Source organism: Mycolicibacterium celeriflavum, from assembly GCF_010731795.1.
In the GTDB taxonomy this organism is placed as follows: Bacteria; Actinomycetota; Actinomycetes; order Mycobacteriales; family Mycobacteriaceae; genus Mycobacterium; species Mycobacterium celeriflavum.
This window is the reverse complement of record NZ_AP022591.1, coordinates 3,080,063-3,103,546: the sequence shown is the minus strand read 5'-3', so window position 1 is coordinate 3,103,546 and position 23,484 is coordinate 3,080,063. Positions and strand designations below refer to the sequence as shown.

Here is a 23,484-nt window from a genome sequence, read left to right as displayed (position 1 = left end):
CCATTCACACCGTGACGACCGAGGTGTCACGATCGTCAGACGGGGACACGGTGTGATGTGGCGCCCCACGGACGGAAGAAGGTCGCCAGATTTTCGTCGACGCCCTGATGCGATTCGCTGAAGAGAGCCGCGATCCGCGGCTGCCACCGATCATCCGGCGCCTCACCGCGCCGACGCGGGTTGCGGTGCGCGGCCGCGACGGGGTCGGGTGCGCGACCATGGCCGCTGCATTGACCGGCGCCGGCGTGCCGGTTTCGTCCGAGGGCGCCGACGTCGAGGTCGTGGTGATCGCCGAAGCGCTCAAACCCGAGGATCGGGCGTTGATATCGCGGGACCGGCCAGCGGTCGTCGTGCTGAACAAGGCCGATCTGACCGGCTTCGGCGCGGACGGGCCAGTGGCGCTGGCATACCGCCGGGCCGCCCACATCCGCGCGCTGACCGGCGTTCCGACGGCGCCGATGATCGCGCTGCTCGCCGACGTGGATCTGAACGGCGATCTCGTCGGCGCGCTGCAGACACTGCGCACCCAACCCGCCGATCTGACGTCGACCGACGCGTTCGTCGAAGCGCCGCACCCGCTGTCGCGCGAGGTGCGCGAGGCCCTGCTCGGTGCGCTCGACCGGTTCGGTATCGCGCACGCGGTGCTGGCACTCGATAGCGGGGCGACCGCTGAGTCGCTACCTGGCCACCTGCGTCGGCTCAGCCAACTGGATCGCGTCGTCGAACACATCCACGCGGCGGGTGCGCCGCTGCGGTACCGGCGTCTTCGGGCCGCGGTGGGCGAATTGCGCGCAGTGGCAGCGCAATCCGGTGATCGCCGACTGGCCGAAATGCTGGTGAACGACGAGGCGACACTCGCGGTGATGACGGCGGCGGTCGATGTCGTCGAGGCTGTGGGCATGACCGTCGACCGCGGCGACGACCCGGCCGCCCACCTGCGCCGCGCCGTGCGGTGGCGCCGATACGGCTGCGGCCCAGTCGACGCGCTGCACCGCGCCTGCGCGGCCGACATCAGCCGCGGTTCGTTGCGCCTGCTCGGACGGTCGCGGTGACGTCGGGCGCGACGAGTACCGATCCGCTCGCCTCAGCCGACGCGGTGGTCGCCGCCGTCGAACCGGGGTTGGCCCCGCCCGAGGTGCGAGCGCGAGACGTCGTGCTCGTGACCGGGCCCTGGCTGGCGGGCACCACCAGCGTCGCGGCGGCGCTGCGGGAGCGGCTGCCCGAGCACACCTTCGTCGAGGCGGACGAACTGGCCCGGACCGACGCGCCCATCGCGGTGGTGTTCGTGGTGTCGGCGGTGTCGCCGTTGACCGAATCCGACTGTGAGCTCATGGATCTGGTCACCCCGCATACCGATCTGGTGGTCGGCGTGGTGGCGAAGATCGACACCCACCGCAACTGGCGCGACGTGCTCGCCGCCAACCGGTCCGTGCTGGCCGGGTGGTCGCCCCGGTACGCGCACGTGCCGTGGGTGGGTACGGCAGCGGCGCCGGATCTGGGCGAGCCACGCGTCGATGAACTCGTCGGCCTGCTGCGGCAACGGCTGGCCGATCCCGAACTTTTACGGCGAAACCGCCTGCGGGCGTGGGAAACTCGGCTCGACTCGGCGATCGATAGATGTCGCTCCGACGGCGACGGCGCGGACCGGCGGGCCAGGGTGCGGGCCCTGCAGCAGGCCCGCGACGACATCGTGCGGGACCGTCGGCAGTCGAAGTCCGAGCACGCCATCGCGCTGCGCACTCAGCTTCAGCAGGCCCGCGTCCAGCTGGGCTACTTCGCGCGCAACCGGTGCACGTCGGTGCGGGCCGAACTCGCCGAGGACGCGGCGCAGTTGACCCGCGGCCGACTCGGCGGCTTCGAGTCGCAGGTGCGTGAGCGGGCCGGTGAGGTCTTCGCGGAGGTCGAGGAGGGCATCACCGCTCACCTCGCCGACATGGCGGCCCAACTCGACCTGACCGCCCCGCCGGTTCCCGCTCCGCCGTCCGTCCCCGAGCTCACAGGGCCGCCGCTGAAGTCGCGACGGTTGGAGACACAGCTGACGATGATCCTCGGCGCAGGCTTCGGGCTGGGCGTGGCGCTCGCGGTGACGCGGTTGTTCACCGGACTGGCGCCCGGGCTCACCATCGCCGGCCTGGTCGCAGGAGGGCTGGTGGGGCTGGCGTTGACCGTGTGGGTGGTGGGCATCCGCGGACTGCTGCACGACCGGGCCGTGCTGGACCGCTGGGTCAACGACGTCACCGCCAAGGTGAAGTCCGCACTCGAGGAGCGGGTGGCGACGCGGGTGCTGGCCACCGAAAGCGCGCTGACATCGGAGTCGACCGCCCGCGACGAGCGCGAGGCCGTCGCCGCCGAGGGACAGATGGCCGAGATCGACGCCGAACTGCGCGAACATGCGCTGCAGACCGCCCGCGCCGCGGTGGTTCGCGACAAGCGCCTGCCGTCGTTGCAGCGGGCGCTCGACGCGGTACGGACCGAACTGGACCAAACCCCGCGGAAAACGGCCTTCTGAATCGTTCCTGTGAGTGATCGGACATATCCCGATTCCCCGCGGGTATCTCACCCGCGATAACCTCGGTATAGGAAACCGCAACGCTGCCCATTCCTGTCTGGGTGGCGCATACGGAGCTTTGGGTCCTGGCAGCGACAGACACAGGAGATTTTCATGACCGCAGCGACCATCCCAGGTCTGGACACCGCACCGACGAAGCACAAGGGTCTGCTCGCTTGGGTTCAAGAGGTCGCCGAACTGACGCAGCCCGACCGCGTGGTGTTCGCCGACGGATCCGACGAGGAGAACGCCAGGCTGTGCGAGCAACTGGTGGCGGCCGGCACCTTCACACGTCTCGACGACGAGAAGAAGCCGAACTCGTACCTCGCGCTGTCTGACCCGTCGGACGTCGCACGCGTGGAGTCGCGGACCTTCATCTGCACCGAGAAGGAAATCGACGCCGGCCCCACCAACAACTGGATGGCGCCCGCCGAGATGCGCCAGACCATGACCGACCTGTACCGCGGCTGTATGCGCGGCCGCACCATGTACGTGGTGCCGTTCTGCATGGGCCCGCTTGGCGCCGAGGACCCCAAGCTCGGCGTGGAGATCACCGACTCCGAGTACGTGGTCGTGTCGATGCGCACGATGACGCGGATGGGCAAGGCCGCGCTGGACAAGATGGGCACCGACGGGTTCTTCGTCAAGGCGCTGCACTCGATCGGCGCGCCGCTGGAGCCCGGCCAGAAGGATGTGCCGTGGCCCTGCAACGACACCAAATACATCAGCCACTTCCCGGAGACCCGCGAGATCTGGAGCTTTGGCTCCGGCTACGGCGGCAACGCGCTGCTTGGCAAGAAGTGCTACTCGCTGCGCATCGCCTCGGCGATGGCGCACGACGAGGGCTGGCTCGCCGAGCACATGCTGATCCTCAAGCTGATCTCGCCGGAGAACAAGGCGTACTTCGTCGCCGCGGCGTTCCCGTCGGCATGCGGTAAGACCAACCTCGCGATGCTGCAGCCCACGATTCCGGGTTGGCGCGCCGAGACCATCGGCGACGACATCGCCTGGATGCGGTTCGGCAAGGACGGCCGCCTCTACGCCGTCAACCCCGAGTTCGGCTTCTTCGGCGTCGCGCCGGGCACCAACTGGTCGTCGAACCCGAACGCGATGAAGACGATCGAGGCCGGCAACACGGTTTTCACCAACGTCGCGCTGACCGACGACAACGACGTCTGGTGGGAGGGCCTCGAGGGCGATCCGCAGCACCTGATCGACTGGAAGGGCCGCGACTGGACGCCCGACTCGGAAGAGAAGGCCGCGCACCCGAACTCGCGCTACTGCACCCCGATGTCGCAGTGCCCGACGCTGGCCCCAGAGTGGGACGACCCGCAGGGCGTGCCGATTTCGGCGATCCTGTTCGGCGCGCGCCGCAAGACGACGGTGCCGCTGGTGACGCAGGCCCGCGACTGGCAGCACGGCGTGTTCATCGGCGCCACGATGGGCTCCGAGCAGACCGCCGCCGCCGAGGGCAAGGTCGGCACCGTGCGCCGCGACCCGATGGCGATGTTGCCGTTCCTCGGCTACAACGTCGGTGACTACTTCGCGCACTGGATCGACATCGGCAAGCAGTCCGACGAGTCGAAGATGCCGAAGATCTTCTTCGTCAACTGGTTCCGTCGCGGCGACGACGGCCGCTTCCTGTGGCCGGGCTTCGGTGAGAACAGCCGCGTGATGAAGTGGATCATCGACCGGATCGAGCAGAAGGCCGGTGGCCGCACCACGCCGATCGGCACCGTGCCCACCGCCGAGGATCTCGACCTGTCGGGCCTCGACGTCGATCCGGCCGACGTGGACGCCGCGCTCAAGGTCAATGTCGACGAGTGGCGTCAGGAGATCCCCCTGATCGAGGAGTGGTTCGAATTCGTCGGCGAGAAGCTGCCGACCGGCATCAAGGACGAATTCGACGCGCTCAAGCACCGGTTGGACGCCGAAGCCGAGTAAGTCACCTTCTCCTGCGCGTGGGCCCACGCGCAAGCTGGGGATGTGCGTGCCTGCACACGGCGCGCCGCTGAATTACGCCACTTTGCGCACGCTCGCTACGCGCGAACGTGCGTCGGCTCCGACCTGAAATCAGTTCGTTCTCGAGGTTCCCGAGTTTCGCGACCAGGGTTTCCACCCCTCTTGACACCTGTCAATTAGGTGCGTCGTAAAGTCGGGCCATGCAGATCCGCGAACACGCCGAGGCCACCCCCGACAAGCCAGCTGTCGTCATACATCCGGCGGGAATCGTGGTGACCTTCGGCGAGCTCGAAGCGCGCGCCAATCGACTGGCTCACCACTTCCGGCAGGCCGGGCTCGTCGAGGGCGACACGGTGGCCATACTGATGGAGAACAACGAGCATTTCCACGCCGTGATGTGGGCGGCGCGACGCAGCGGTCTGTACTACGTGCCCATCAACACGCACCTGACCGCGGCCGAGGCGGCCTACATCGTCGACAACAGCAATGCGAAGGGGATCGTCGGCTCGGCCGCGCTGCGAAAAACGCTGGAGGGCCTCGCCGATGAGCTGCCCCGCGGCCTGCCAGAGCTGCTGATCATCGCCGACGGAGCCGATCGGTCGGCGACAGGAGCCTCCAGCGATCTCGACGGCTGGCAGCATTACCCGGAATGCGTTGCCCAACACCCCGATACGCCGATCGCCGACGAGATCGAAGGTGACCTCCTTCAGTACTCGTCGGGCACCACCGGCCGCCCCAAGGGCATCAAGCGCACGCTTCCGCATCTGTCGCCCGCGGAGGCGCCGGGCCTGATGACCATGCTCGTTGCCGTGTGGATGCAGCCGGATTCGGTGTATCTGAGCCCCGCGCCGCTCTACCACACGGCGCCGTCGGTGTGGTCGATGACCGTGCAGGCCGCCGGCTACACGACCGTGGTGATGGAGAAGTTCGATCCCGAAAGCGCGCTGGACGCCATCCAACGGTACGGCGTCACGCACGGTCAGTTCGTCCCTGCAATGTTTACCCGGATGCTGAAACTGCCGGAGGCGGTGCGTGATTCGTACGACGTGTCCAGCCTCAAGCGGGTCATCCACGCCGCGGCGCCGTGCCCCGTCGAGATCAAAAAGCAGATGATCGACTGGTGGGGGCCGATCATCGACGAGTATTACGCGTCCTCGGAGGCACACGGCTCGACGCTGATCAGCGCGGAGGACTGGCTGGCGCACCCCGGTTCGGTGGGCAAGCCGATGACGGGCAGCCTGCACATCCTCGACGAGGACGGAAACGAGCTACCGCCCGGTGAGCCCGGCGAGATCTACTTCGAGGGCGGAAACACGTTCGAGTACCTCAACGACCCGGAGAAGACCGCGAAGTCGCGCGACGAGCGCGGCTGGACGACAGTCGGCGACATCGGTTACGTCGACGAGGACGGCTATCTGTACCTGACCGACCGCAGGCATCACATGATCATCTCCGGCGGCGTCAACATCTATCCGCAGGAAGCCGAGAACATGTTGATCACCCACCCGAAGGTGTTGGACGCCGCGGTATTCGGCCTTCCCGATGACGAGATGGGCCAACGCGTCAAAGGTGTGGTGCAGACCGTCGACCCGGCCGACGCCACCGAGGAGTTCGCCGACGAGTTGCTCGCGTGGCTGCGGGATCGGTTGGCGCATTACAAGTGTCCGCGGTCGATCGACTTCGAGGCGCAGCTGCCGCGCACCGACACCGGCAAGCTGTACAAGCAGGAGCTGATCAAGAAGTACTCGTGACGCACATCGAGCTCGCGGGCGGTGTGGCCGTCGCGACCGGATCGCCAACGGCCGAAGCCACTCTCACGCTGTCCGAAGACGACACCGACGACCGGCGGGTCGTCACCGTGCCCTCGGTGTCCGACGCGCTAAACGAATTACGACAGCGATGCGCGCGCTGGCCGCACGCGGCGGGCATCTGCGACGACGTGCTGCGCGCCATCGACCCGACCGCGCCGGCGTTCACCGGTGTCATCACCGAATCACTGGCGTACTCGACGCTGCAGTCAGGCCCGGAGTTCGCGCGTTGGCTCGCCGAGCGCGGACCGGCGAAACTGCCCCACATCCCAGACCCCGTCGAGGCCGAACGCGTCGGGGACACGCTGCAGGTCCGGTTCAACCGGCCCCAGCGGCACAACGCGTTTTCCACCGACGCCCGCGCCGCGCTGTTGGAAGCGTTGGAGGTCGCGCGCCTCGACCCCTCGATCACCGAGGTGATCCTGTCCGGCAACGGCCCGTCGTTCTGCAGTGGCGGCGACCTGGCCGAGTTCGGCAGCTTCGCCGATCCGGCCAGCGCGCACTTCGCCCGGACCCGCCACAGCCCGGCGCTGGTGCTCGACGAACTGACCGCGCGGCTGGGGGAGCGGTGCCGCGCCGAGGTGCACGGTCAGGTGTTGGGCAGCGGTCTCGAAATGGCCGCCTTCTGCGGACATGTCCGATCCGGCGCCGACGCGGTCTTCGGGCTGCCCGAACTGAGCCTCGGCCTGATTCCCGGCGCCGGCGGGACGGTTAGCGTCACGCGTCGGATCGGCAGGTGGCGCACGGCATATCTGGTGTTGTCCGGCCGAACGATCGACCCGCCCACGGCCCTGCGGTGGGGTTTGATCGACGAGATCGTGTGATTTCGGTGTAGTTGGTCGCGCATGCCGCGACGAACTACACCGAAATCCCGCTAACCCGAACGGCGTAACGTCACCCGGTAGGTGTACTGCTCGGGCAGGAAATGGCTGACCGACAGCTCGACGGGCCGACCGCCGGCATCCGAATACAACCGGTCCACCCGCAACATCGGATGCCCCGGCTCGCAGCCGACCGCGTCGGCGACCACCGTGTCGGCCGGGGCGACCGTGATCGACTGTGCGGCTTCGGCAATCGGCGCGCTGAGGTGCGGCTCGAGCAACCCGATCACCGTTTGCGTGCCCACCGCTCCGTCGGCCAACTGCGGCGAATCCAACACCGCCGCAGCGACCGTCGGCGCCAGATGCACCGTTGTCAGCACGAACGGCACCCCCGGATCGGCGCCGTGCAACCGCCGGAACACCACCGTGAACACGAAATCGTCATCGAGGCGAAGCCGACTGGCCGCGTCGACGTCGACACGCCTGCGCAATCCGCTGAGCACATGCATCGTGGTGTCGTCTGACAGGCTCATCAGGTCTTCGATCGAGCCGAGTTGACGCAGGTAGCGTCGACCCGAGTCGCTGGCGTACGTGCCGCGGCCCGGCACCCGGTACACCATGCCCTCGGCAACCAGGTCCTGAAACGCCCGGCGCACCGTCTGCCGAGACAGGCCATGGGAGGCAACGAGTTCCGATTCAGTCGGCAGCCTAACCCCGTCGCGGTAGCGGCCGGCGGCGATCTCGTCGCGAAGCTGCTCGCGCAGGGTCTGATACGCCGGCGGGACTCGCAAGCTAGATTCCGCCCCTGGCCACCAACTGCGCGGCGATGACGTTGCGTTGGATCTCGTTGGTGCCTTCGCCGACGATCATCAGTGGCGCATCGCGGAAGTAGCGCTCGACGTCGTACTCCGTCGAGTAGCCGTAGCCGCCGTGGATGCGCACCGCGTCGAGTGCGATCTCCATCGCGACCTCGGAGGCGAACAGCTTCGCCATGCCCGCCTCCATGTCGCAGCGCTCCCCGCTGTCGTAACGTTCGGCGGCATACCGCGTCAGTTGGCGCGCGGCGGTCAACTTCGTTGCCATGTCGGCCAGGTAGTTGCCGATCGACTGGTGTTTCCAGATCGGCTGACCGAAGCTCTCACGCTCCTGGGCATAGCGCAGTGCGTCCTCCAGCGCAGCCGTCGCCACTCCGAGCGCCCGCGAAGCCACCTGAATACGGCCTGTCTCAAGGCCTTTCATCATCTCCGCGTAGCCCTTGCCCGGTTCACCGCCGAGGATCGCCGAGGCGGGCACGCGGCAGTCCTCGAAAACCAACTCGCACGACTCGACGCCCTTGTACCCGAGCTTTGGTAGGTCACGCGACACCGACAGTCCCGTCATACCCTGATCGACGAGCACCACCGAAATGCCCTTGTGCCGCGGGGTGGCGGCCGGATCGGTCTTGCACAGCAGCGCGATCAGCCCCGACCGTCGGGCATTGGAAATCCACGTCTTCGAGCCGTTGATCGTCAGCCCGCCGCCCTCGGACGGCAGCGCAGTCGTCGACATGTTCTGCAGGTCCGAACCGCCGCCGGGCTCGGTCAGCGCCATCGTGGCGCGCATTTCACCGGTGGCCATTGCCGGCAGGTAATGCCGCTTCTGGTCCTCGGTGCCGAAGAGCGTGAGCAGTTTGGCGACGACGGTGTGCCCGCCCATCGCCCCCGCCAGGCTCATCCAGCCGCGCGACAGCTCCTGGGTCACCTCGACGTAGCACGGCATCGACACCGGCGAACCGCCGTATTCGTCGGGTATCGCCAGACCGTAGATTCCGATCTGCTTCATCTGCTCGATCCACGCCTCGGGGTATTCGTTGGCGTGTTCGACGTCGCGCACCCGGGGCTTGACCTCGCGGTCGACGAATGCCCGCACGGTGGCGACCAGCATGGTCTCTTCGTCGTTCATGTACGGCCATATTGACACTTTGTGCGGCCGAATGCCAGAGTGGGCATCCGTGAGCGGTCCGTACTTTGACGACCTGCAGGTCGGACAGGTCTTCGACACCGCACCCTCAATGACATTGACGACCGGCGCGGCGGCCGTTCACCAGTCGATTGTCGGGGATCGCCTGCGCCTGGCGCTGGATGGTGAGCTGGCGATGGCCGTGACCGGAGCGACCGGTCCGCTGGCGCATCCGGCGCTGGTGTGCGATGTGGCGATCGGCCAGACCACGCTGGTCACCCAACGGGTCAAGGCCAACTTGTTCTACCGCGGGTTGGTGTTTCACCGTTTCCCGGTCATCGGCGACACCCTGTTCACGCGCACCGAGGTGGTGGGGTTGAAACAGAATTCGGTCCGACCGGGGCGTGCGCGGACCGGGTTGGCGGCGTTGCGGATGACCACCGTCGACGACCTCGGTCGCCTGGTGCTGGACTTCCACCGCTGCGCGATGCTGCCGCTGCGCGACGGGGCCGCCGATACCGGCCACACCGACGACTTGTCGACGATCGGCGCCGAGAGCCTACCCACGCCGGACCCGACGTCGGACTGGAACGCCGAGGCCTACCGTGCCAAAGTCCAGGGTCCGGGCTTCGACGCCGGCCTGACGGGAACCGCCCTGCACAGCACCGCCGACGTGGTCAGCAGCGCGCCTGAACTCGCCCGGCTGACGCTCAACATCGCAGCGACACACCACGATTGGCGGGTCAACGGTCAGCGGCTGGTCTACGGAGGGCACACCATCGGGCTGGCGCTGGCCCAGGCCACCCGACTATTGCCCAACCTCGTGACCGTGTTGGGCTGGCAGTCCTGTGACCACACCGGGCCGGTGTACGAAGGGGACACGCTCTACAGCGAACTGCACGTCGAGGGGGCGGCGCCGCTGCCGGAGGGCCGCGGAGGCGTGCTGACGTTGCGATCTCTGGTGTATGAGGTCGGCGAACCGGACCGCCAGGTGCTCGACTGGCGGTTCAGCGCACTGCAGTTCTGAGCGCGAGCCCACCCCCGGGTGTGAGCGCTTGCGAAGTCAGCCGACAATGGGGATGTGACGTCGACGTCGTTGACTGTCCCGACCGCCGTGCTCGAGCGGGCGCGGCAGGTCGCCGACGCCTACGAGACGTTCACCGGCATCAAGGTCGACGCAGCAGAGTTGATCGGTGGACGCGCCGCGCTCCTGGGTCTGACACCGAACGGGCGGGTCTCGGCGGGCGGCGCGACGCGCCTCATGTCGAGCCGCGACGGCTGGTGTGCGCTCACGCTGTCCCGCCCCGACGACATCGACGCCGTGCCCGCGCTGCTGGGGGCCGACGGGGTGGACGACCCATGGCCGGCCGTGCAGAGCTGGGTCGCCGATCGCGACTGCGCCGACGTGGCCGAGCGTGCCCGGCTGCTCGGGCTGCCCGTAGCCGCGCTGGCCGAGACACCCGCCGAGTCGCCGCGGGTGTATCCGTTCGGCGCGGCCACCGCGACGCGTGGCCCGGCCGGCCTGTTGGTCGCGGACCTGTCCGCGATGTGGGCGGGTCCACTGTGCGCACAGCTGCTTTCGCTTGCGGGCGCGACGGTGGTCAAGGTCGAGAGTGCGGCACGACCCGACGGCGCCCGCAGCGGACCGCAACCGTTCTTCGACTGGATGAACGCCGGAAAGCTTTCGTATGTCGTCGATTTCGACGAGCCCGCCGGATTACGGGCGCTGCTCGCCGCCGCCGACGTGGTGATCGAGTCGTCACGGCCCTCCGCATTGGCACGCCGCGGCCTGGCGCCGACCGACGTACCGCCCCGCGACGGCCGGGTGTGGCTTCGGGTCACCGGGCACGGCGCCGACGGCGACCGCGCGAACTGGGTCGCATTCGGCGACGACGCCGCCGTGTCGGGCGGCCTGGTCTGCGGAGGCACCGAAGATCCGGTCTTCTGCGGCGACGCGATCGCCGACCCGCTGACCGGCCTGGAGGCGGCCTTGGCAGTGGTGCAGTCGTTGCGCAGCGGCGGCGGCGAGTTGATCGAGATGTCGATGGCCGCCGTCGCCGCCACCTACGCACAATTGCCGCTCGAGGACCAAACACGTTGTGGGAAGACGCCGCAACCGTCCACACCAGCGGCCCCGCTCGGCGCGGACAACGACGAAGTAGAACAGCTGATCACCCAGCGACGGTTCGCTCCTTGCTGATTCAGCGGGCAACGCTGCTCGACGGCACCGTCGTCGACATCCGAGTCGAGGAACAGATCGCAGCCGTCGATCAGACCCTGGGACCACTTCCCGGCGAGCAGATTTACGACGCCGACCGTCGAACCGTCATCCCGGGATTGCACGACCATCACGTGCATCTGCGGTCCGCCGCCGCGGCGCTGATGTCGGTGCGGGTCGGTCCCGCCGAGGTGCGCGACCGCGCCGACCTTGCCCGTGTGCTGGCCACCGCGGCCATCGGCGCCGACGGCTGGATCAGGGCGGTCGGCTACCACGAGGCGGTCGCCGGCCCGCTCGACCGCGCCGTGCTCGACGAGCTGTCCCCACCGGTGCCGGTGCGGGTACAGCACCGCAGCGGCGTGCTGTGGACGTTGAACTCGATGGGGTTGGCGCACGTCGGAATGGCCGAGCATCCCGACGGGCGGCTGCGCAGCGCCGACCGGTCGTGGTCGGATACGTTGCAGCGCAACGAAAGCGGGCTGGACGAGGTAAGTAGGCGGCTCAGCCGTTTCGGCGTCACCGGTGTCACGGACGCCACGCCGGACCTCGACGTCGCCGACATCGTGAAGCTCATGGAGGCGCATCGGCACGGTGAGTTGCGCCAGCGCGTCCATTGTCTGGCCCCCGGCAAGCGGATCCTGCACGACACCGATCTCGACCTCGACGAGCTGATCGGGTGGATCACCGAACGGCGCGCCGACGACGCACCCGTCGCGGTGCACTGCGTGACAGCAGCGCAACTGGTCCTCACGCTGGCCGCCCTGGACGCAGTCGGAGCGCATCTGAACGACCGCATCGAACACGCCGCCGTGGTTCCCGACGCCACCATCGCATCCCTCGCGGAAAGCGGGGTGACCGTGGTGACGCAGCCGAACTTCGTCGCCGAACGTGGCGACCAATATCTCGAAGACGTGCCCCCCGCCGAGCATCATGAGCTGTGGCGGGTCAACTCATTGCTCCGCGCCGGGATCCCGGTCGCGCTGTCGACGGACATGCCGTTCGGCGACGACGACCCGTGGGCAGCGATGCGTGCCGCCGATCGACGCGTGACCGCCGGCGGTGCGGTGCTGAACGCCGGCGAACGCATCGCGGCGCGAACGGCATTGGACATGTTTCTCGGTCACGCCCACCGGCCTACCGAGCCCCGCGCCGTCGCGGCGGGTCAGCCGGGGGATCTGGTCGTGCTCGCCGCGCCACCCGCCGAAGTGCTCGGCGAACTGGATGCGGACCTGGTCGCCGCGACCGTGGTCGAGGGTGAGGTGGTGTTCGAGCGCGGCTGACTCAGGCCGCCGCGGGAGCCAGCGTCCGCCGCAGCATCGCGCACTGGCTGTCGAAAAACTGCTGCGACACCGAGGCTTTCGGCACAATGCCGTCGAACCCGTGGAAGGCCCCCTCGACGACCTCGACGTCACAGGGCACCCCGGCGGCCTTCAGATGTTCGGCGTAGGCGAGGTCCTCGTCGTGGAAGAGGTCCAGGTCTCCGACCCCGATCCACGCCGGCGGCAGGCCGGCCAGGTCCTCCCGCCGCGCGGGCACTGCGACGGCGGGGTCGGCGTCGCCCAGATAGGCCGACCAGCCGAACTTGTTGCTCGACTGGTTCCACAGGCGATGGCCGGGATTGTCCAGCCCGCGTCGGTCCACGGTGCGGTCATCGAGCATCGGATACACCAGCAGTTGGGCAGCCGGCGCCACCTCGCCGCGATCGCGGGCGAGCAACGCCAACGAAGCGGCCAATCCGCCGCCCGCACTGGCGCCGCCGATGGCGATGCGGCCGGGATCCACCGACGGCAGCGCCGCCAACCAGGTCAACGCCGAATAGCAGTCCTCCAGCGGCGTCGGGTAAGCATGCTCGGGCGCCAGTCGGTAGTCGACGGACGCGACGGTGACGCCGAGACGGCGGGCGAATCGGCGGCACAGTTGGTCGTCCTGGCCCGGGTGTCCGATGAGGAAACCTCCGCCGTGGATCCACAGCAGCGCGGGGACCGTCCCGCTGGTGCCCGTCGGCCGGTACAGCCGAACGCCGACACCCGACGGCAAGGTCAGCGCCTCGACGTCGCGGGGTACCCGCCGCCACATCCGCCGGGTGACCATCCGCACGATCGGCAACGTCACGGGCGTGATCACCTGCTTGGGGACGAGCCGGGCGGCGCGGCGCAAATCGGGATGGAAGCGGCTGGACGGCATTCGACAAGTATTACCAGGGCCGCGCCGAGCTGGGCAGGTGAATTGGCCGGTGGGCCGTCTTGGGGTGGCGCTCCCATTGTTTGCACAGTTATAGCTGTATAAACTCACTGCTGCGGCAAGATAGATCCGTCGAGGTCAAGGAGGCGTCATGCGCGTCGTGGTGGACCGCGATCGATGCGAGGGCAATGCGATGTGCGTGAAGTACGCGCCCGAGGTGTTCGAACTCGACGATGATGACTACGCAGTGGCCATCGTCGATCCGGTGCCGGTCGAACTGGAGGCGCAGGCCGAGAAGGCCGTCGCTGAGTGTCCGCGCGCGGCGCTGTCGCGAGAGGACTAGGGGCTTTCGGGCCAGCGCTCCGGGGACTACGTTGTTATTACAACATGGAGTTGTATAAATACCAGGGAGTGCAACTGTCGCGACAGGAGCGATGATGGCGTTACGGCATGATGACGTGCTGGCAGCACTGCGGGATGCAGGGACGCCCCTGAGTGTCGTCGACGTCGCGCAACGATTGTCGATCCACCCCAACACCGCGCGATTTCATCTTGAAGCGCTGGTCAAACGTGGACGGGCCGAAACGATCAAACCCAGCCGTACCAAGCCGGGCCGCCCGCCTCGGATGTTCCGTGCTGCAACGGGTATGGACCCCGACGGCCCCCGCGACTACCGAATGCTGGCGACCGTTCTGGCCGACGCGTTCGCGCGCCAACGGGACCCGCAGGGCCGGGCGGTCGCTGCCGGGCGCACGTGGGCGAAGGAGAAAGCCATCGCGCACGACGCCTACGATGCCCCGAAGGCGGATCAGGCTCTGGACCGGCTCACCGGGCTGCTCGCCGAGCTGGGGTTCGCGCCCGAAAGACGTTCCGGAGATGGCGATTTCGGCGAGATCGGGTTGCGGAACTGCCCATTCCTGGAGCTGGCGGACAGCCGGCGAGACGTGATATGTCCGGTGCATCTCGGTCTCATGCAAGGCGCGCTGGAGGCCTGGGACGCGCCGCTCACCGTGGACGCGCTGATTCCGTTCGCAGAACCCGGGCTGTGTGTCGCTGATCTGGCACCGAAGAGGAGAGTTTCATGACCGTCGCACATGCAATCGCAACGGCGGCTACTTTCGTCTGGTTGGGCATGGTGGTCGCGATCTCGTTCATCGAAGCGCCGCTGAAGTTCCGGGCGCCCGGGGTTTCCATACAAATCGGACTGGGCATCGGCCGGTTGGTATTTCGCGCGCTCAACACAATCGAGGTCGCGCTGGCCGTCATCCTGCTGATCGCCATTCTGCTCGACGGTTTCTCGACGACCGCCGTCGTCGCGATCGTCGTCGCCGTCGTCGTGCTGGCTGTGCAACTGGTGGCGGTTCGGCCGGCACTGAACCGGCGTTCCGACGCCGTACTGTCGACGCCGCCGGCCGAGAACCCGTCGGGCCACGGTCGCTCACGCGCCCACTACGGCTATGTCGGGCTGGAGACGGTGAAAGTCATCGCGCTGATCGTCGGCGGAGTCGCCCTGCTGGTCTGACTATTTCAGCAGCGGGTCACGCGGCAGGCCAAGAATTCGCTCCGCGATGGTGTTGCGGGTGATCTCCGAAGTACCGCCCGCGATGGTCATCGCCCGGTTGCCGAGATAGGACTGCGTCAATGTCGGGGTCTGCCCGACGACCGCCGCCGAACCAGCCAATTCCATGGCCAGCTCCGTCATCCGCTGACCCGACTCGGCCACCAGCAGCTTGGTGACGTTGCCCTCCGGTCCCGGGTCCGACCCTGCGATGGCCCGCGTCACCCGGCGCAGGTTCAGCAGCCGCAGCGTGTGCGTCTCGGCGATGACCTCACCGGTTCGCCGCACGAAATACGCCGCGGTTTCGGCGGGTGCGTTGTCGAGCAGCTTGACCAGATCCTCTGCGGTGAAGCCGGTCGCTCCGCCCGAGCCGCCGCCGATCGAGATGCGTTCGTTGCCCAACGTCGCGCGGGCCACCAGCCAACCCTTGTTCACATCGCCGACCACATCGGCGTCCGGGACGAACACGTCATCGAAGAACACCTCGTTGAAGTGCGCGTGACCCGTCAGTCCGCGAAGCGGGTTCACCGTCACACCAGGGGCGTTCATGTCGATCGCCATCATCGTCACGCCCGCGTGCTTGGGCGCGTCGGGATCGGTGCGGACCGTCGCAAGACCCCACTGACACAGGTGCGCCAGGCTGGTCCACACCTTCTGGCCGGTCACCCGCCAGCCACCGTCGACCTTCTTCGCCGACGTCCGCACGGCGGCGGCGTCAGATCCGGCACCGGGCTCGGAGAACAGCTGACACCACATCACCTGCCCCCGCAGCACCGGCTCGACCCACCGCTCCCGCTGATCGTCGGTGCCCGCCTGAGCGATGGTCAGCGTCACCCAGCCGGTGATCCCCATGTCGGGGCGCTCGACGCCGCCGAACTCCTCCTCGATCACCAGCTGTTCGAGCACGTCTGCCGCCCGCCCCCACGGCTTCGGCCAGTGCGGCACAAGATAACCCGAGTCGACGAGGAAGTCGCGCCGCTGCTCGTCGGGCAGGGAGCGCAGCTTGGCGACGGCCTCGCGCGCCTGTTCGCGGAACCGCTCCGCCTCGGGCGGCAACGTGAACGTGGCGCCGTGCGCCTGACCGCTGCGCTGGGCCTCCACGATGTCGAGGAGGGGGTCGCCCGCCTCGGCCATCAAAGCGGCGAGGGTGCGGGCGCGACGCAGGTAGAGGTGGGCGTCGTGCTCCCAGGTGAAGCCGATTCCGCCGTGTAGCTGAATGTTGGTCTGGGCGTTGAAGACCTGCGTGCGGATCGCGTGCGATGCGGCGACCGCGGCGGCGAACCATGCGCTGTCGAGATCGTCGGCGCGGGCGGCGTCCCACGTGGCGGCGGCGGTCTCCTCCGCATTGACGAGCATGTTGGCGGCGTGGTGCTTGACCGCCTGGAAGGTGCCGATCGTGCGGCCGAACTGCTCCCGCACCTTGGCGTACTCGACGGCCATCTCCAAGGTCGCCCAGCTGACCCCGACGGCCTCGGCGGATGCCAGAATCCGAAACACCGTGCGCGCCTTGCGCGCCGCGCCCCGCATGATGTGGTCCTCTGCGACCGGTACTCCGCGCAACGCCACCGCTCCGACGCTGCGCGAGGTGTCCATGGACTCCAGTGCGGTCACCGTCACACCGTCGGCTGATTCTTTTTGGCTGGCGTCGACCACCACGACATCGTCTCCGGCCACCACGACCAGCACGTTCGAGTCCGGCGCACCCAACACCGCCGGGCAGTCACCGGTGAGGGTCAGATCCGATCCGACGGTCACGCTGCCCGACAGCGCGAGGGCCCCGACGACGCTGCCATCGGCGAGGCCCGGGAGATGTTGCGCCCGAACCGGATCCGGCGCACACCGGTCGATCACCACGGCAGCGGCCACGCTGGGCAGGAACGGGCCGGGGCAGAGTTCGTGGCCCTGGGCCTCCAGCACGACCGCCAGTTCCGCGAGCCCGACTCCGGACCCGCCGTACTCCTCGGCGATGGCCAGTCCCGGCCATCCCAGATCAGCCGCCGCCGACCAGATCTCCGCCGGATGTGCGGACCCGTCCTCGAGGGTGGCGCGGGCGGCCGCCCGGCTTTTGACCCGCTTGAGCTGGCCAAACACGGAATCGGCCAGGTCGATGTGCTCTTCGGTGATGGCTAGCGCTGACTTGCTCACGGTTGAAGTCCTCATCTGGTTGACGGTCGTCGCCTCAAGCTAGCCCGAACACGCAGGTCACGGTATAGGTGATGGCCGTCACAATCTGGGCGCGAAATGTCATGCGTAGACACTTCCCGAATGTTGTCGTTTGCGCCCGGGGCGCGGGGGTACGCTCGCGCAATGCCCGAACGACCGGAGCCCCGGTACCCCGGACCGACCTTCTGGACCCGTGCGCGATGGTTCCTCAACGCCGGCCCGTCGGACTACATGATGGCGATGAGTGTCGCTTCGGCGTCGTTGCCGGTCATCGGTAAACACCTTGAGCCACTTGGCGCTGCGACCGCGATGGGGGTGTGGGGTTACCGCCATCTGCCCGACTTCCTGAACGCGACGGCGAAGTCCTGGTTGAGTCCGGGCAACGCAGAACTCAAGCGGTCTGAGCGCAACAGCACCAACACCATCACCGAGGCCGCGCTGCGCGGCGTCGTCAACGCCAAGGACCTCGCAATCGACTGGCCCGCACCGCAATCGGTGCCGCCGCTGTGGAACATCCGCGAACATCGGCGCAGCGTGTACCGCACGTCGGTGCAGTACGGTCCGCGGGCGTCACAATTGCTCGACGTGTGGCGGCCCGAGGAACTGCCGTCCCAGCCCGCACCCGTGCTGCTCTTCGTGCCCGGCGGCGCCTGGGTCCACGGCAGCAGACTGCTGCAGGGCTACGCCCTGATGAGCCACCTCGCCCAGCAGGGCTGGGTGTGCCTGTCCATCGACTACCGCGTGGCCCCTCATCACCCGTGGCCGGCGCACATCACCGACGTCAAGACCGCGATCGCGTGGGCGCGGGCCAACGTAGACAAGTTCGGCGGCGACCGTCATTTCGTGGCGGTCGCGGGCACTTCGGCGGGCGGACACCTGGCCGCGCTCGCCGGCCTCACACCCAATGATCCGGAACTGCAGGCCGAACTGCCGGAGGGCTCCGACACGTCTGTCGACGCGGTCATTCCCATCTACGGTCGCTACGACTGGGAGGATCGCTCCACGGTCGAGCGGGTGCGGTTCGTCGACTTCCTCGAGCGCGTGGTGGTAAAGCGCAAACTGGCCGACCACCCTGACGTCTTCCGCAAGGCGTCGCCGATCGCCCGTGTCCACCGGAACGCCCCGCCGTTCCTGGTCGTGCACGGCAGCGGCGACAGCGTCATCCCGGTCGCCCAGGCCCGCGCGTTCGTCGAGCGGATGCGTGCGGTATCCCGGTCGGTGGTCAGCTACATCGAGCTGCCGGGCGCGGGTCATGCGTTCGACATGACCGACGGGGCCCGGACCGGCTCGGTGGCGACGGCAATCGGCCTGTTCCTCAACCAGATACACCGAAACCGGTCGCTGATCGGCGCCAAAGAGGTTATATAGGCACCTCCGGAGTGGGGGTGACGAGGTGAAGAGGCTCAGCGGCTGGGACGCCGTGCTGCTTTACAGCGAGACGCCGTCCGTACACATGCACACGCTCAAGCTGGCGGTCATCGACCTGTCCGAACTGGGCGACCGGCAATTCGGCATCGAGGAGTTCCGTCGCGTCATCCACGGACGGCTCTACAAGCTCGACCCGTTCCGCTACGAACTGGTCGACATCCCGTTCAAGATCCACCACCCGATGTGGCGGGAGAACTGCGAGGTCGACCTCGAGTACCACGTGCGTCCGTACCGCGTGGACAGTCCCGGCGGCCGCCGGCAACTCGACGATGCGGTCGGCCGGATCGCCAGCACACCGCTGGATCGCAGCAGGCCGCTGTGGGAGATGTACTTCATCGAGGGCCTCGCCAACGGCCGAATTGCGGTGTTGGGCAAGATCCACCACGCTCTGGCCGACGGGGTGGCGTCGGCGAATCTGCTGGCCCGGGGGATGGACCCGCAGACCGGACCGCAGGCCGAGCGCGATTCTTATGCCACCGACCCGCCACCGGGCCGGGCGGAGTTGGTGCGGACCGCGTTCGCCGATCACATGCGACAGATCGGCCGGTTGCCCGGGGTCGTGCGCTACACGGCGCAGGGCATCCAGCGGGTACGCAAGAGCTCGAAGAAGTTCTCGGCCGAGCTCACCAGGCCGTTCACGCCGCCGCCGTCGTTCATGAACCACCGGGTCGACGCGCAGCGCAAGTTCGCCACCGCCACCCTGGCGCTCGCCGACGTCAAGGAGACGGCGAAGCGCCTGGGCGTCACGATCAACGACATGGTGCTCGCGATCTCCGCCGGCGCGTTGCGCGGACTGTCACTGAAGTACGACGGCCAGGCCGACCACCCGCTGTTGGCCTCAGTGCCGGTGAGTTTCGACTTCTCGCCGGATCGCATCTCGGGCAACTACTTCACCGGCGTCATGATGGTGGTGCCGATCCAGCTCGACGACCCGCTGGAGCGGGTGCGCGCCGTACACGAGGCCGCGACCGACGCCAAGGACACCCACCACCTGATGGGGCCGGAACTGGTGAGCCGGTGGTCGGCGTATTTTCCGCCCGCTCCGGCCGAGCGGCTGTTTCACTGGCTGGCCGAAAAGGACGGCCAGAACAAGATATTGAACCTGCCGATCTCCAACGTGCCCGGCCCGCGTGAACCCGGTCGCGTCGGCGGCGCGCTGGTCACCGAGATCTACTCCGTCGGTCCGCTCACCACCGGCAGTGGGTTGAACATCACGGTGTGGAGCTACGTCGACCAGCTCAACATCTCCGTGCTGTCCGACGGCGCCACGCTGGAAGACCCGCACGAATTGACCGACGCGATGATCGAGGCGTTCATCGAGATTCGCCGCGCTGCAGGGCTTTCCGACGAGCTGACGGTGATCGAAAGCGCTATGGCGCAGTAGCGGCGACCGGCTGCTCGGTCTTCTTCGCGTGCACCCACGACAGAAACTTCTCGACCGCCTGCGCGGTGTAGTGCGCCCGCGGTGACCCGTAGTAGAAGTCGAACGCGTGCTGGGCGTGCGGAATCTCGGCGTAGGCGACCGTCGACGTCGACACCTTCTGCAGCGCCTCGGCGAACTCGCGGCCCTCCCGGACGGGAATGATCGAGTCGTCCTGGCCATGCAGCACGAAAAACGGTGGCGCATCGGGACGTAACCGCATGATCGACGAAGCGTCGACGAAAACCTGCTTGTGCTCGGTGATGCGCTTCTTGACCACGAACTTCTGCAGGAACGCGATGAACTCCTTGCGCCCGGAGCCCTTCGCCGACACCCAGTCGTAGCGGCCGTAGATCGGCACGGCGGCGACGACGGAGGTGTCGGCGTCCTCGAACCCGGGTTGCCACTGCGGATCATCGTGTGTCAGCGCGGCGAGCGAGGACAGGTGACCGCCCGCCGAGCCGCCGGTGATCGCGACGAAGTCGGGGTCACCGCCGTAGTCGGCGATGTTCTCCTTGATCCACGCGAGCGCCCGTTTCACGTCGACGATGTGCGCGGGCCAGGTGTGCCGCGGGCTGACCCGGTAGTCGATCGAGACGCACACCCACCCGCGGTCGGCCATGTGGGCCAGCAGCGGATAGGCCTGAGGCCGCCGCATGCCGATGGCCCACGCCCCGCCGGGCACCTGAAGCAGCACCGGGGCCTTGCCGTCGCGGGGCAGGTCGTTGCTGCGCCAGATGTCGGCGCGGTTGACGCGGCGGTGTGGCCCGTACTGGATGGTGTTGGCCTTCTCGACGTACCGGCGCCTGATCAAGTCGTGGGGCCAGAAGCCGATCTGCGCCCGCCGCCGGGCCGGCTGCGACCGGTTCCCGACGCGCTCGTAGTCCTCGCCAAGCGCCTCGCGCAGCGGCTCTTCAAAGTACGGCTGCGACTTGACGTTGCGGTAGTGGATCAGCCCCAGCAGCGCCCACGCGATTGCGGTCAGTACCAACGCGATTCGGCCCCGAGCGCCTCGGAAGTCACCGCGCAGGCCGCGGCGCAGCGCGTCGAGCATCGAGACCGCCATGTACACCGGCGACATCTCGGTGGTGGGCCAGCCGAAGGCGAACACCGGCAGGGTGATGTAGCCCTCGCGGCCGAGCGGTTGAACTCCGTTGGCGGCGTTGGCAAGTTCGGCCACTGCGCGAAGCAGCGGATAGCGGCGTTTAGTCATCAAACCCCGTCATAGCCCGGGCGACGGCCGGCAAAACATCGGCGCTAGCCCAGCGCTAGCCCAGCACCGGTAGGCGGCGCTCGGTGGCCAGTTCGTCGAGCGCGCGTTGCATCACGTGGCGCACATGAGCATCGACCTCGTCGATGTCGGGGTCTTCGCCGAACTCGGCCACGATGTCGATCGGTTCAAGCACCTGCATGACGATTTTCGACGGCAGCGGGATATTGGGCGGCACGACCAGCGACAGCCCGAACGGGAAGCCGAAGGAGATCGGCACGATCTTCGCGCGGGCCAGGCGCGCGATCGGCCCGAGGCGCTTGGCCAACCAGGTCCCGCGCGACAGGAAGATCTGGGTCTCCTGGCCGCCGATGCCGACGGTCGGGACGATCGGCACACCGGCGTTCAGCGCGGCTTTCACATAACCGGTGCGGCCGCCGAAGTCGATCACGTTCTCCGAGAACGTCGGGCGGTACACGTCGTAGTCGCCGCCGGGGAAGACCACGACCAGACCGCCCGAGCGTAGGGCCTCGTCGGCGTTGCGGTGGTTGGCGCTGATGTAGCCGATCTTGCGGAAGAACTCGCCCGTCGGGCCGGCCATCAGCATGTCGTGGCTGAGGGTGTAGAGCGGGCGGTCGTAGCCGTGGTGCGCGTAGAAGTCCGCGGCCAGGATCGGTACGTCCATCGGCATCATGCCGCCGGAGTGGTTGGACACCACAAGCGCCCCGCCTGCCGGCAGGTTCTCCAGGCCGCGCACCTCAGATCGGAAGTAGCGCTTGAGGAAAGGCCGGGTGACGGACATGAAGCGTTCGGTCAGCTTCGGATCCCATTTGGTGAGCTGCGACGGCTCTGTGTCGGGGGTGGCCATCGGATCTCCTCCGGATCGAAAACTGAAACGTGTTCTAGTTTAGCCGACCGGCGCTGTCCAGGCCAAACGGCGCTTGTTTGCCTCCTTGCGGCTACGGCTACCTTATTCGTCATGGACGGCCGCGACCTCCTTGCGGACCGCTACGAGCTGCGAGGCGTACTCGGTCGCGGCGGGATGGCTGAGGTCCACGACGGGTGGGACACCCGGTTGCAGCGGCCGGTGGCGATCAAGCTGCTGTACCAGGCGTTCAACGCCGACGCCAACATGCGGCGCCGGTTCGAGGACGAGGCTCGTGCCGCCGCGGGACTGAACCATCCCAACATCGTCGCGGTGCACGACTGTGGCGAGCACGACGGCACCCCGTTCATCGTGATGGAGCGCCTGCCCGGGCGGACGCTGCACGACGACATCGCGATGGGGCCGATGCCGCCGGAGCGGGTCCGCGCGATGCTGCACGACGTGCTCGGCGCGCTCGGCTGCGCGCACGCGGCGGGCATAGTGCATCGCGACATCAAGCCCGGCAACGTGCTGATCGCCCCGAACAGCGGCGCGATGAAGGTGGCCGACTTCGGGATCGCCAAGACGGCGGGCGCCGCGCTCACGGCGACCGGCCAGCTGGTCGGGACGATGGCCTACATGAGCCCGGAGCGGGTCGCAGGAGCGCCGGCGTCGGCGGCCGACGACCTGTACGCGGTTGGCGTGATGGGCTACGAGGCGCTGACGGGGCAGCGGCCGTTCCCTCAGGAGAATCCGGCCGCGCTGCTGCATGCCATCCTCGACACGCCGCCTCCGCCGATCAGCGCGATACGCCCGGATATCGATCCGGTACTGGCCGCGACGATCGACCGGGCCATGGGCCGCGACGTGAGCCAGCGGTTCGGCAGCGCGGAGCACATGCGCGCCGCGCTGACGGGCGCTCCCTCCGCGCTGTTGCTGGGACCCGCGCCGGCGTCCGCGCCGCGACCGGCGACGAAGGTCATGGCTCAACCACTCGCGCCGTCCGCCAACTATTACGTCGCTCCGGCGCCACGGCGGCGGCCGATGAGCCGGGAACGCAAGCTTCTGCTGGCGGCCGCCGGGTTCGTCGCGTTCGTCGTCTCCGGCCTCGCGCTGGCGCTGGACCCGTCATCGAGCACACAGTCGCCACAACCGATCAACACCAGCACGCCCGTGCAACCACCGCCGCCTCCGACCGCGACACCGCCTCCGCCGCCGACGGCCGCGTCACCGGTCTTCGAGGAGCCGAAGAAGAAGGACGAGAAGAAAGGCGAGCAGGGCCGCGGCAACGGTCGCGGCAACGGCAACGGCAATGGCAAGAAGGACGACTGACGGGGTCACGCACCCCGCTACCGGCCCGTTTG

General features: G+C 68.0%; 20 protein-coding genes. 14 read left to right on the top strand and 6 right to left on the bottom strand.

Annotated features, from left to right (window positions below):
- The first annotated feature begins 107 nt into the window (after nt 1-107).
- From G6N18_RS15055 to G6N18_RS15035, 5 genes are all read left to right on the top strand, one after another.
- The gene (locus G6N18_RS15055) at nt 108-1,052 is read left to right on the top strand and encodes a hypothetical protein (protein WP_083003703.1); all 945 of its coding nucleotides are present in this window, start codon (nt 108-110) and stop codon (nt 1,050-1,052) included.
- The gene (locus G6N18_RS15050) at nt 1,049-2,509 is read left to right on the top strand and encodes a hypothetical protein (protein WP_083003706.1); all 1,461 of its coding nucleotides are present in this window, start codon (nt 1,049-1,051) and stop codon (nt 2,507-2,509) included. The genes G6N18_RS15055 and G6N18_RS15050 overlap by 4 nt, the downstream gene beginning before the upstream one ends.
- 153 nt (nt 2,510-2,662) lie before the next feature.
- A complete protein-coding gene (locus tag G6N18_RS15045; protein ID WP_067217474.1) occupies nt 2,663-4,492 on the top strand; it encodes a phosphoenolpyruvate carboxykinase (GTP) in 1,830 nt (609 codons plus the stop codon).
- Nucleotides 4,493-4,710: 218 nt separating this feature from the next.
- Nucleotides 4,711-6,261: a fatty-acid--CoA ligase FadD4 gene (fadD4, locus tag G6N18_RS15040; protein WP_083003709.1), complete on the top strand. Its 1,551-nt coding sequence runs from the start codon at nt 4,711-4,713 to the stop codon at nt 6,259-6,261.
- Nucleotides 6,258-7,142 carry an enoyl-CoA hydratase/isomerase family protein gene (locus G6N18_RS15035; RefSeq protein WP_083003712.1) on the top strand — a complete coding sequence of 295 codons (885 nt, stop codon included), beginning with the start codon at nt 6,258-6,260 and terminating at the stop codon, nt 7,140-7,142. The genes fadD4 and G6N18_RS15035 overlap by 4 nt, the downstream gene beginning before the upstream one ends.
- A 50-nt stretch (nt 7,143-7,192) precedes the next feature.
- Here the strand turns inward: G6N18_RS15035 and G6N18_RS15030 are convergent, their stop codons facing one another.
- Nucleotides 7,193-7,930, bottom strand: a complete 738-nt coding sequence (locus G6N18_RS15030) for a GntR family transcriptional regulator (RefSeq protein WP_083003714.1) — start codon at nt 7,928-7,930, stop codon at nt 7,193-7,195.
- A 1-nt stretch (nt 7,931) separates the two neighbouring features.
- A complete protein-coding gene (locus G6N18_RS15025; protein WP_083003717.1) occupies nt 7,932-9,080 on the bottom strand; it encodes an acyl-CoA dehydrogenase family protein in 1,149 nt (382 codons plus the stop codon).
- A 31-nt stretch (nt 9,081-9,111) separates the two neighbouring features.
- Between G6N18_RS15025 and G6N18_RS15020 the strand changes: the two genes are divergently transcribed.
- The 3 genes from G6N18_RS15020 to G6N18_RS15010 are packed head-to-tail and all read left to right on the top strand — an operon-like array spanning nt 9,112 to nt 12,575.
- A complete protein-coding gene (locus G6N18_RS15020; protein ID WP_179962310.1) occupies nt 9,112-10,104 on the top strand; it encodes a MaoC family dehydratase in 993 nt (330 codons plus the stop codon).
- Nucleotides 10,105-10,158: 54 nt separating this feature from the next.
- A complete protein-coding gene (locus G6N18_RS15015; RefSeq protein ID WP_234806197.1) occupies nt 10,159-11,277 on the top strand; it encodes a CoA transferase in 1,119 nt (372 codons plus the stop codon).
- On the top strand, nt 11,271-12,575 hold the full coding sequence (locus G6N18_RS15010) for an amidohydrolase family protein (protein ID WP_083003723.1): 1,305 nt from the start codon (nt 11,271-11,273) through the stop codon (nt 12,573-12,575). Before G6N18_RS15015 ends, G6N18_RS15010 begins: the two co-directional genes overlap by 7 nt.
- Before the next feature lies 1 nt (nt 12,576).
- Here G6N18_RS15010 and G6N18_RS15005 read toward each other — a convergent pair whose 3' ends face one another.
- Complete coding sequence (locus G6N18_RS15005; RefSeq protein ID WP_083003725.1) at nt 12,577-13,479, bottom strand: alpha/beta hydrolase; 903 nt, start codon at nt 13,477-13,479, stop codon at nt 12,577-12,579.
- 148 nt (nt 13,480-13,627) lie between these two features.
- Between G6N18_RS15005 and G6N18_RS15000 the strand changes: the two genes are divergently transcribed.
- The 3 genes from G6N18_RS15000 (at nt 13,628) to G6N18_RS14990 (ending at nt 14,998) form a co-directional block, all read left to right on the top strand.
- The gene (locus G6N18_RS15000; protein ID WP_067217503.1) at nt 13,628-13,819 is read left to right on the top strand and encodes a ferredoxin; all 192 of its coding nucleotides are present in this window, start codon (nt 13,628-13,630) and stop codon (nt 13,817-13,819) included.
- 94 nt (nt 13,820-13,913) lie between these two features.
- Nucleotides 13,914-14,561 carry a helix-turn-helix transcriptional regulator gene (locus tag G6N18_RS14995; RefSeq protein WP_083003847.1) on the top strand — a complete coding sequence of 216 codons (648 nt, stop codon included), beginning with the start codon at nt 13,914-13,916 and terminating at the stop codon, nt 14,559-14,561.
- Complete coding sequence (locus G6N18_RS14990; RefSeq protein WP_067217506.1) at nt 14,558-14,998, top strand: hypothetical protein; 441 nt, start codon at nt 14,558-14,560, stop codon at nt 14,996-14,998. The genes G6N18_RS14995 and G6N18_RS14990 overlap by 4 nt, the downstream gene beginning before the upstream one ends.
- Here the strand turns inward: G6N18_RS14990 and G6N18_RS14985 are convergent, their stop codons facing one another.
- Nucleotides 14,999-17,179, bottom strand: a complete 2,181-nt coding sequence (locus G6N18_RS14985; protein ID WP_083003728.1) for an acyl-CoA dehydrogenase family protein — start codon at nt 17,177-17,179, stop codon at nt 14,999-15,001. It lies immediately after the preceding gene.
- Between the two features lie 162 nt (nt 17,180-17,341).
- Between G6N18_RS14985 and G6N18_RS14980 the strand changes: the two genes are divergently transcribed.
- Together G6N18_RS14980 and G6N18_RS14975 are read left to right on the top strand one after the other, a co-directional pair.
- On the top strand, nt 17,342-18,565 hold the full coding sequence (locus G6N18_RS14980; RefSeq protein ID WP_083003731.1) for an alpha/beta hydrolase: 1,224 nt from the start codon (nt 17,342-17,344) through the stop codon (nt 18,563-18,565).
- Between the two features lie 25 nt (nt 18,566-18,590).
- Nucleotides 18,591-20,009 (top strand): WS/DGAT/MGAT family O-acyltransferase, encoded by a 1,419-nt coding sequence (locus G6N18_RS14975; RefSeq protein WP_083003735.1) that lies wholly within the window; start codon nt 18,591-18,593, stop codon nt 20,007-20,009.
- Here G6N18_RS14975 and G6N18_RS14970 read toward each other — a convergent pair.
- A complete protein-coding gene (locus G6N18_RS14970) occupies nt 19,996-21,258 on the bottom strand; it encodes an alpha/beta hydrolase (RefSeq protein ID WP_083003738.1) in 1,263 nt (420 codons plus the stop codon). The two genes, G6N18_RS14975 and G6N18_RS14970, sit on opposite strands and share 14 nt — an antisense overlap.
- A 55-nt stretch (nt 21,259-21,313) precedes the next feature.
- On the bottom strand, nt 21,314-22,123 hold the full coding sequence (locus G6N18_RS14965) for a lysophospholipid acyltransferase family protein (RefSeq protein ID WP_083003742.1): 810 nt from the start codon (nt 22,121-22,123) through the stop codon (nt 21,314-21,316).
- A 111-nt stretch (nt 22,124-22,234) separates the two neighbouring features.
- On the opposite strand from G6N18_RS14965, the gene G6N18_RS14960 reads away from it, so the two are divergent.
- A complete protein-coding gene (locus G6N18_RS14960) occupies nt 22,235-23,452 on the top strand; it encodes a serine/threonine-protein kinase (RefSeq protein WP_083003745.1) in 1,218 nt (405 codons plus the stop codon).
- The last annotated feature ends 32 nt before the right edge of the window (nt 23,453-23,484 follow it).

Excerpts from the sequence above, each read along its gene's own strand:
- G6N18_RS14960 (WP_083003745.1), top strand. The coding sequence starts at position 22,235 with ATGGACGGCCGCGACCTCCTTGCGGACCGCTACGAGCTGCGAGGCGTA.
- G6N18_RS15000 (WP_067217503.1), top strand. The coding sequence starts at position 13,628 with ATGCGCGTCGTGGTGGACCGCGATCGATGCGAGGGCAATGCGATGTGC.
- G6N18_RS15045 (WP_067217474.1), top strand. The coding sequence starts at position 2,663 with ATGACCGCAGCGACCATCCCAGGTCTGGACACCGCACCGACGAAGCAC.
- G6N18_RS14970 (WP_083003738.1), bottom strand. The coding sequence starts at position 21,258 with ATGACTAAACGCCGCTATCCGCTGCTTCGCGCAGTGGCCGAACTTGCC.
- G6N18_RS14980 (WP_083003731.1), top strand. The coding sequence starts at position 17,342 with ATGCCCGAACGACCGGAGCCCCGGTACCCCGGACCGACCTTCTGGACC.
- fadD4 (WP_083003709.1), top strand. The coding sequence starts at position 4,711 with ATGCAGATCCGCGAACACGCCGAGGCCACCCCCGACAAGCCAGCTGTC.
- G6N18_RS15055 (WP_083003703.1), top strand. The coding sequence starts at position 108 with ATGCGATTCGCTGAAGAGAGCCGCGATCCGCGGCTGCCACCGATCATC.
- G6N18_RS15025 (WP_083003717.1), bottom strand. The coding sequence starts at position 9,080 with ATGAACGACGAAGAGACCATGCTGGTCGCCACCGTGCGGGCATTCGTC.
- G6N18_RS15005 (WP_083003725.1), bottom strand. The coding sequence starts at position 13,479 with ATGCCGTCCAGCCGCTTCCATCCCGATTTGCGCCGCGCCGCCCGGCTC.
- G6N18_RS14995 (WP_083003847.1), top strand. The coding sequence starts at position 13,914 with ATGGCGTTACGGCATGATGACGTGCTGGCAGCACTGCGGGATGCAGGG.
- G6N18_RS14990 (WP_067217506.1), top strand. The coding sequence starts at position 14,558 with ATGACCGTCGCACATGCAATCGCAACGGCGGCTACTTTCGTCTGGTTG.
- G6N18_RS14965 (WP_083003742.1), bottom strand. The coding sequence starts at position 22,123 with ATGGCCACCCCCGACACAGAGCCGTCGCAGCTCACCAAATGGGATCCG.
- G6N18_RS15020 (WP_179962310.1), top strand. The coding sequence starts at position 9,112 with ATGCCAGAGTGGGCATCCGTGAGCGGTCCGTACTTTGACGACCTGCAG.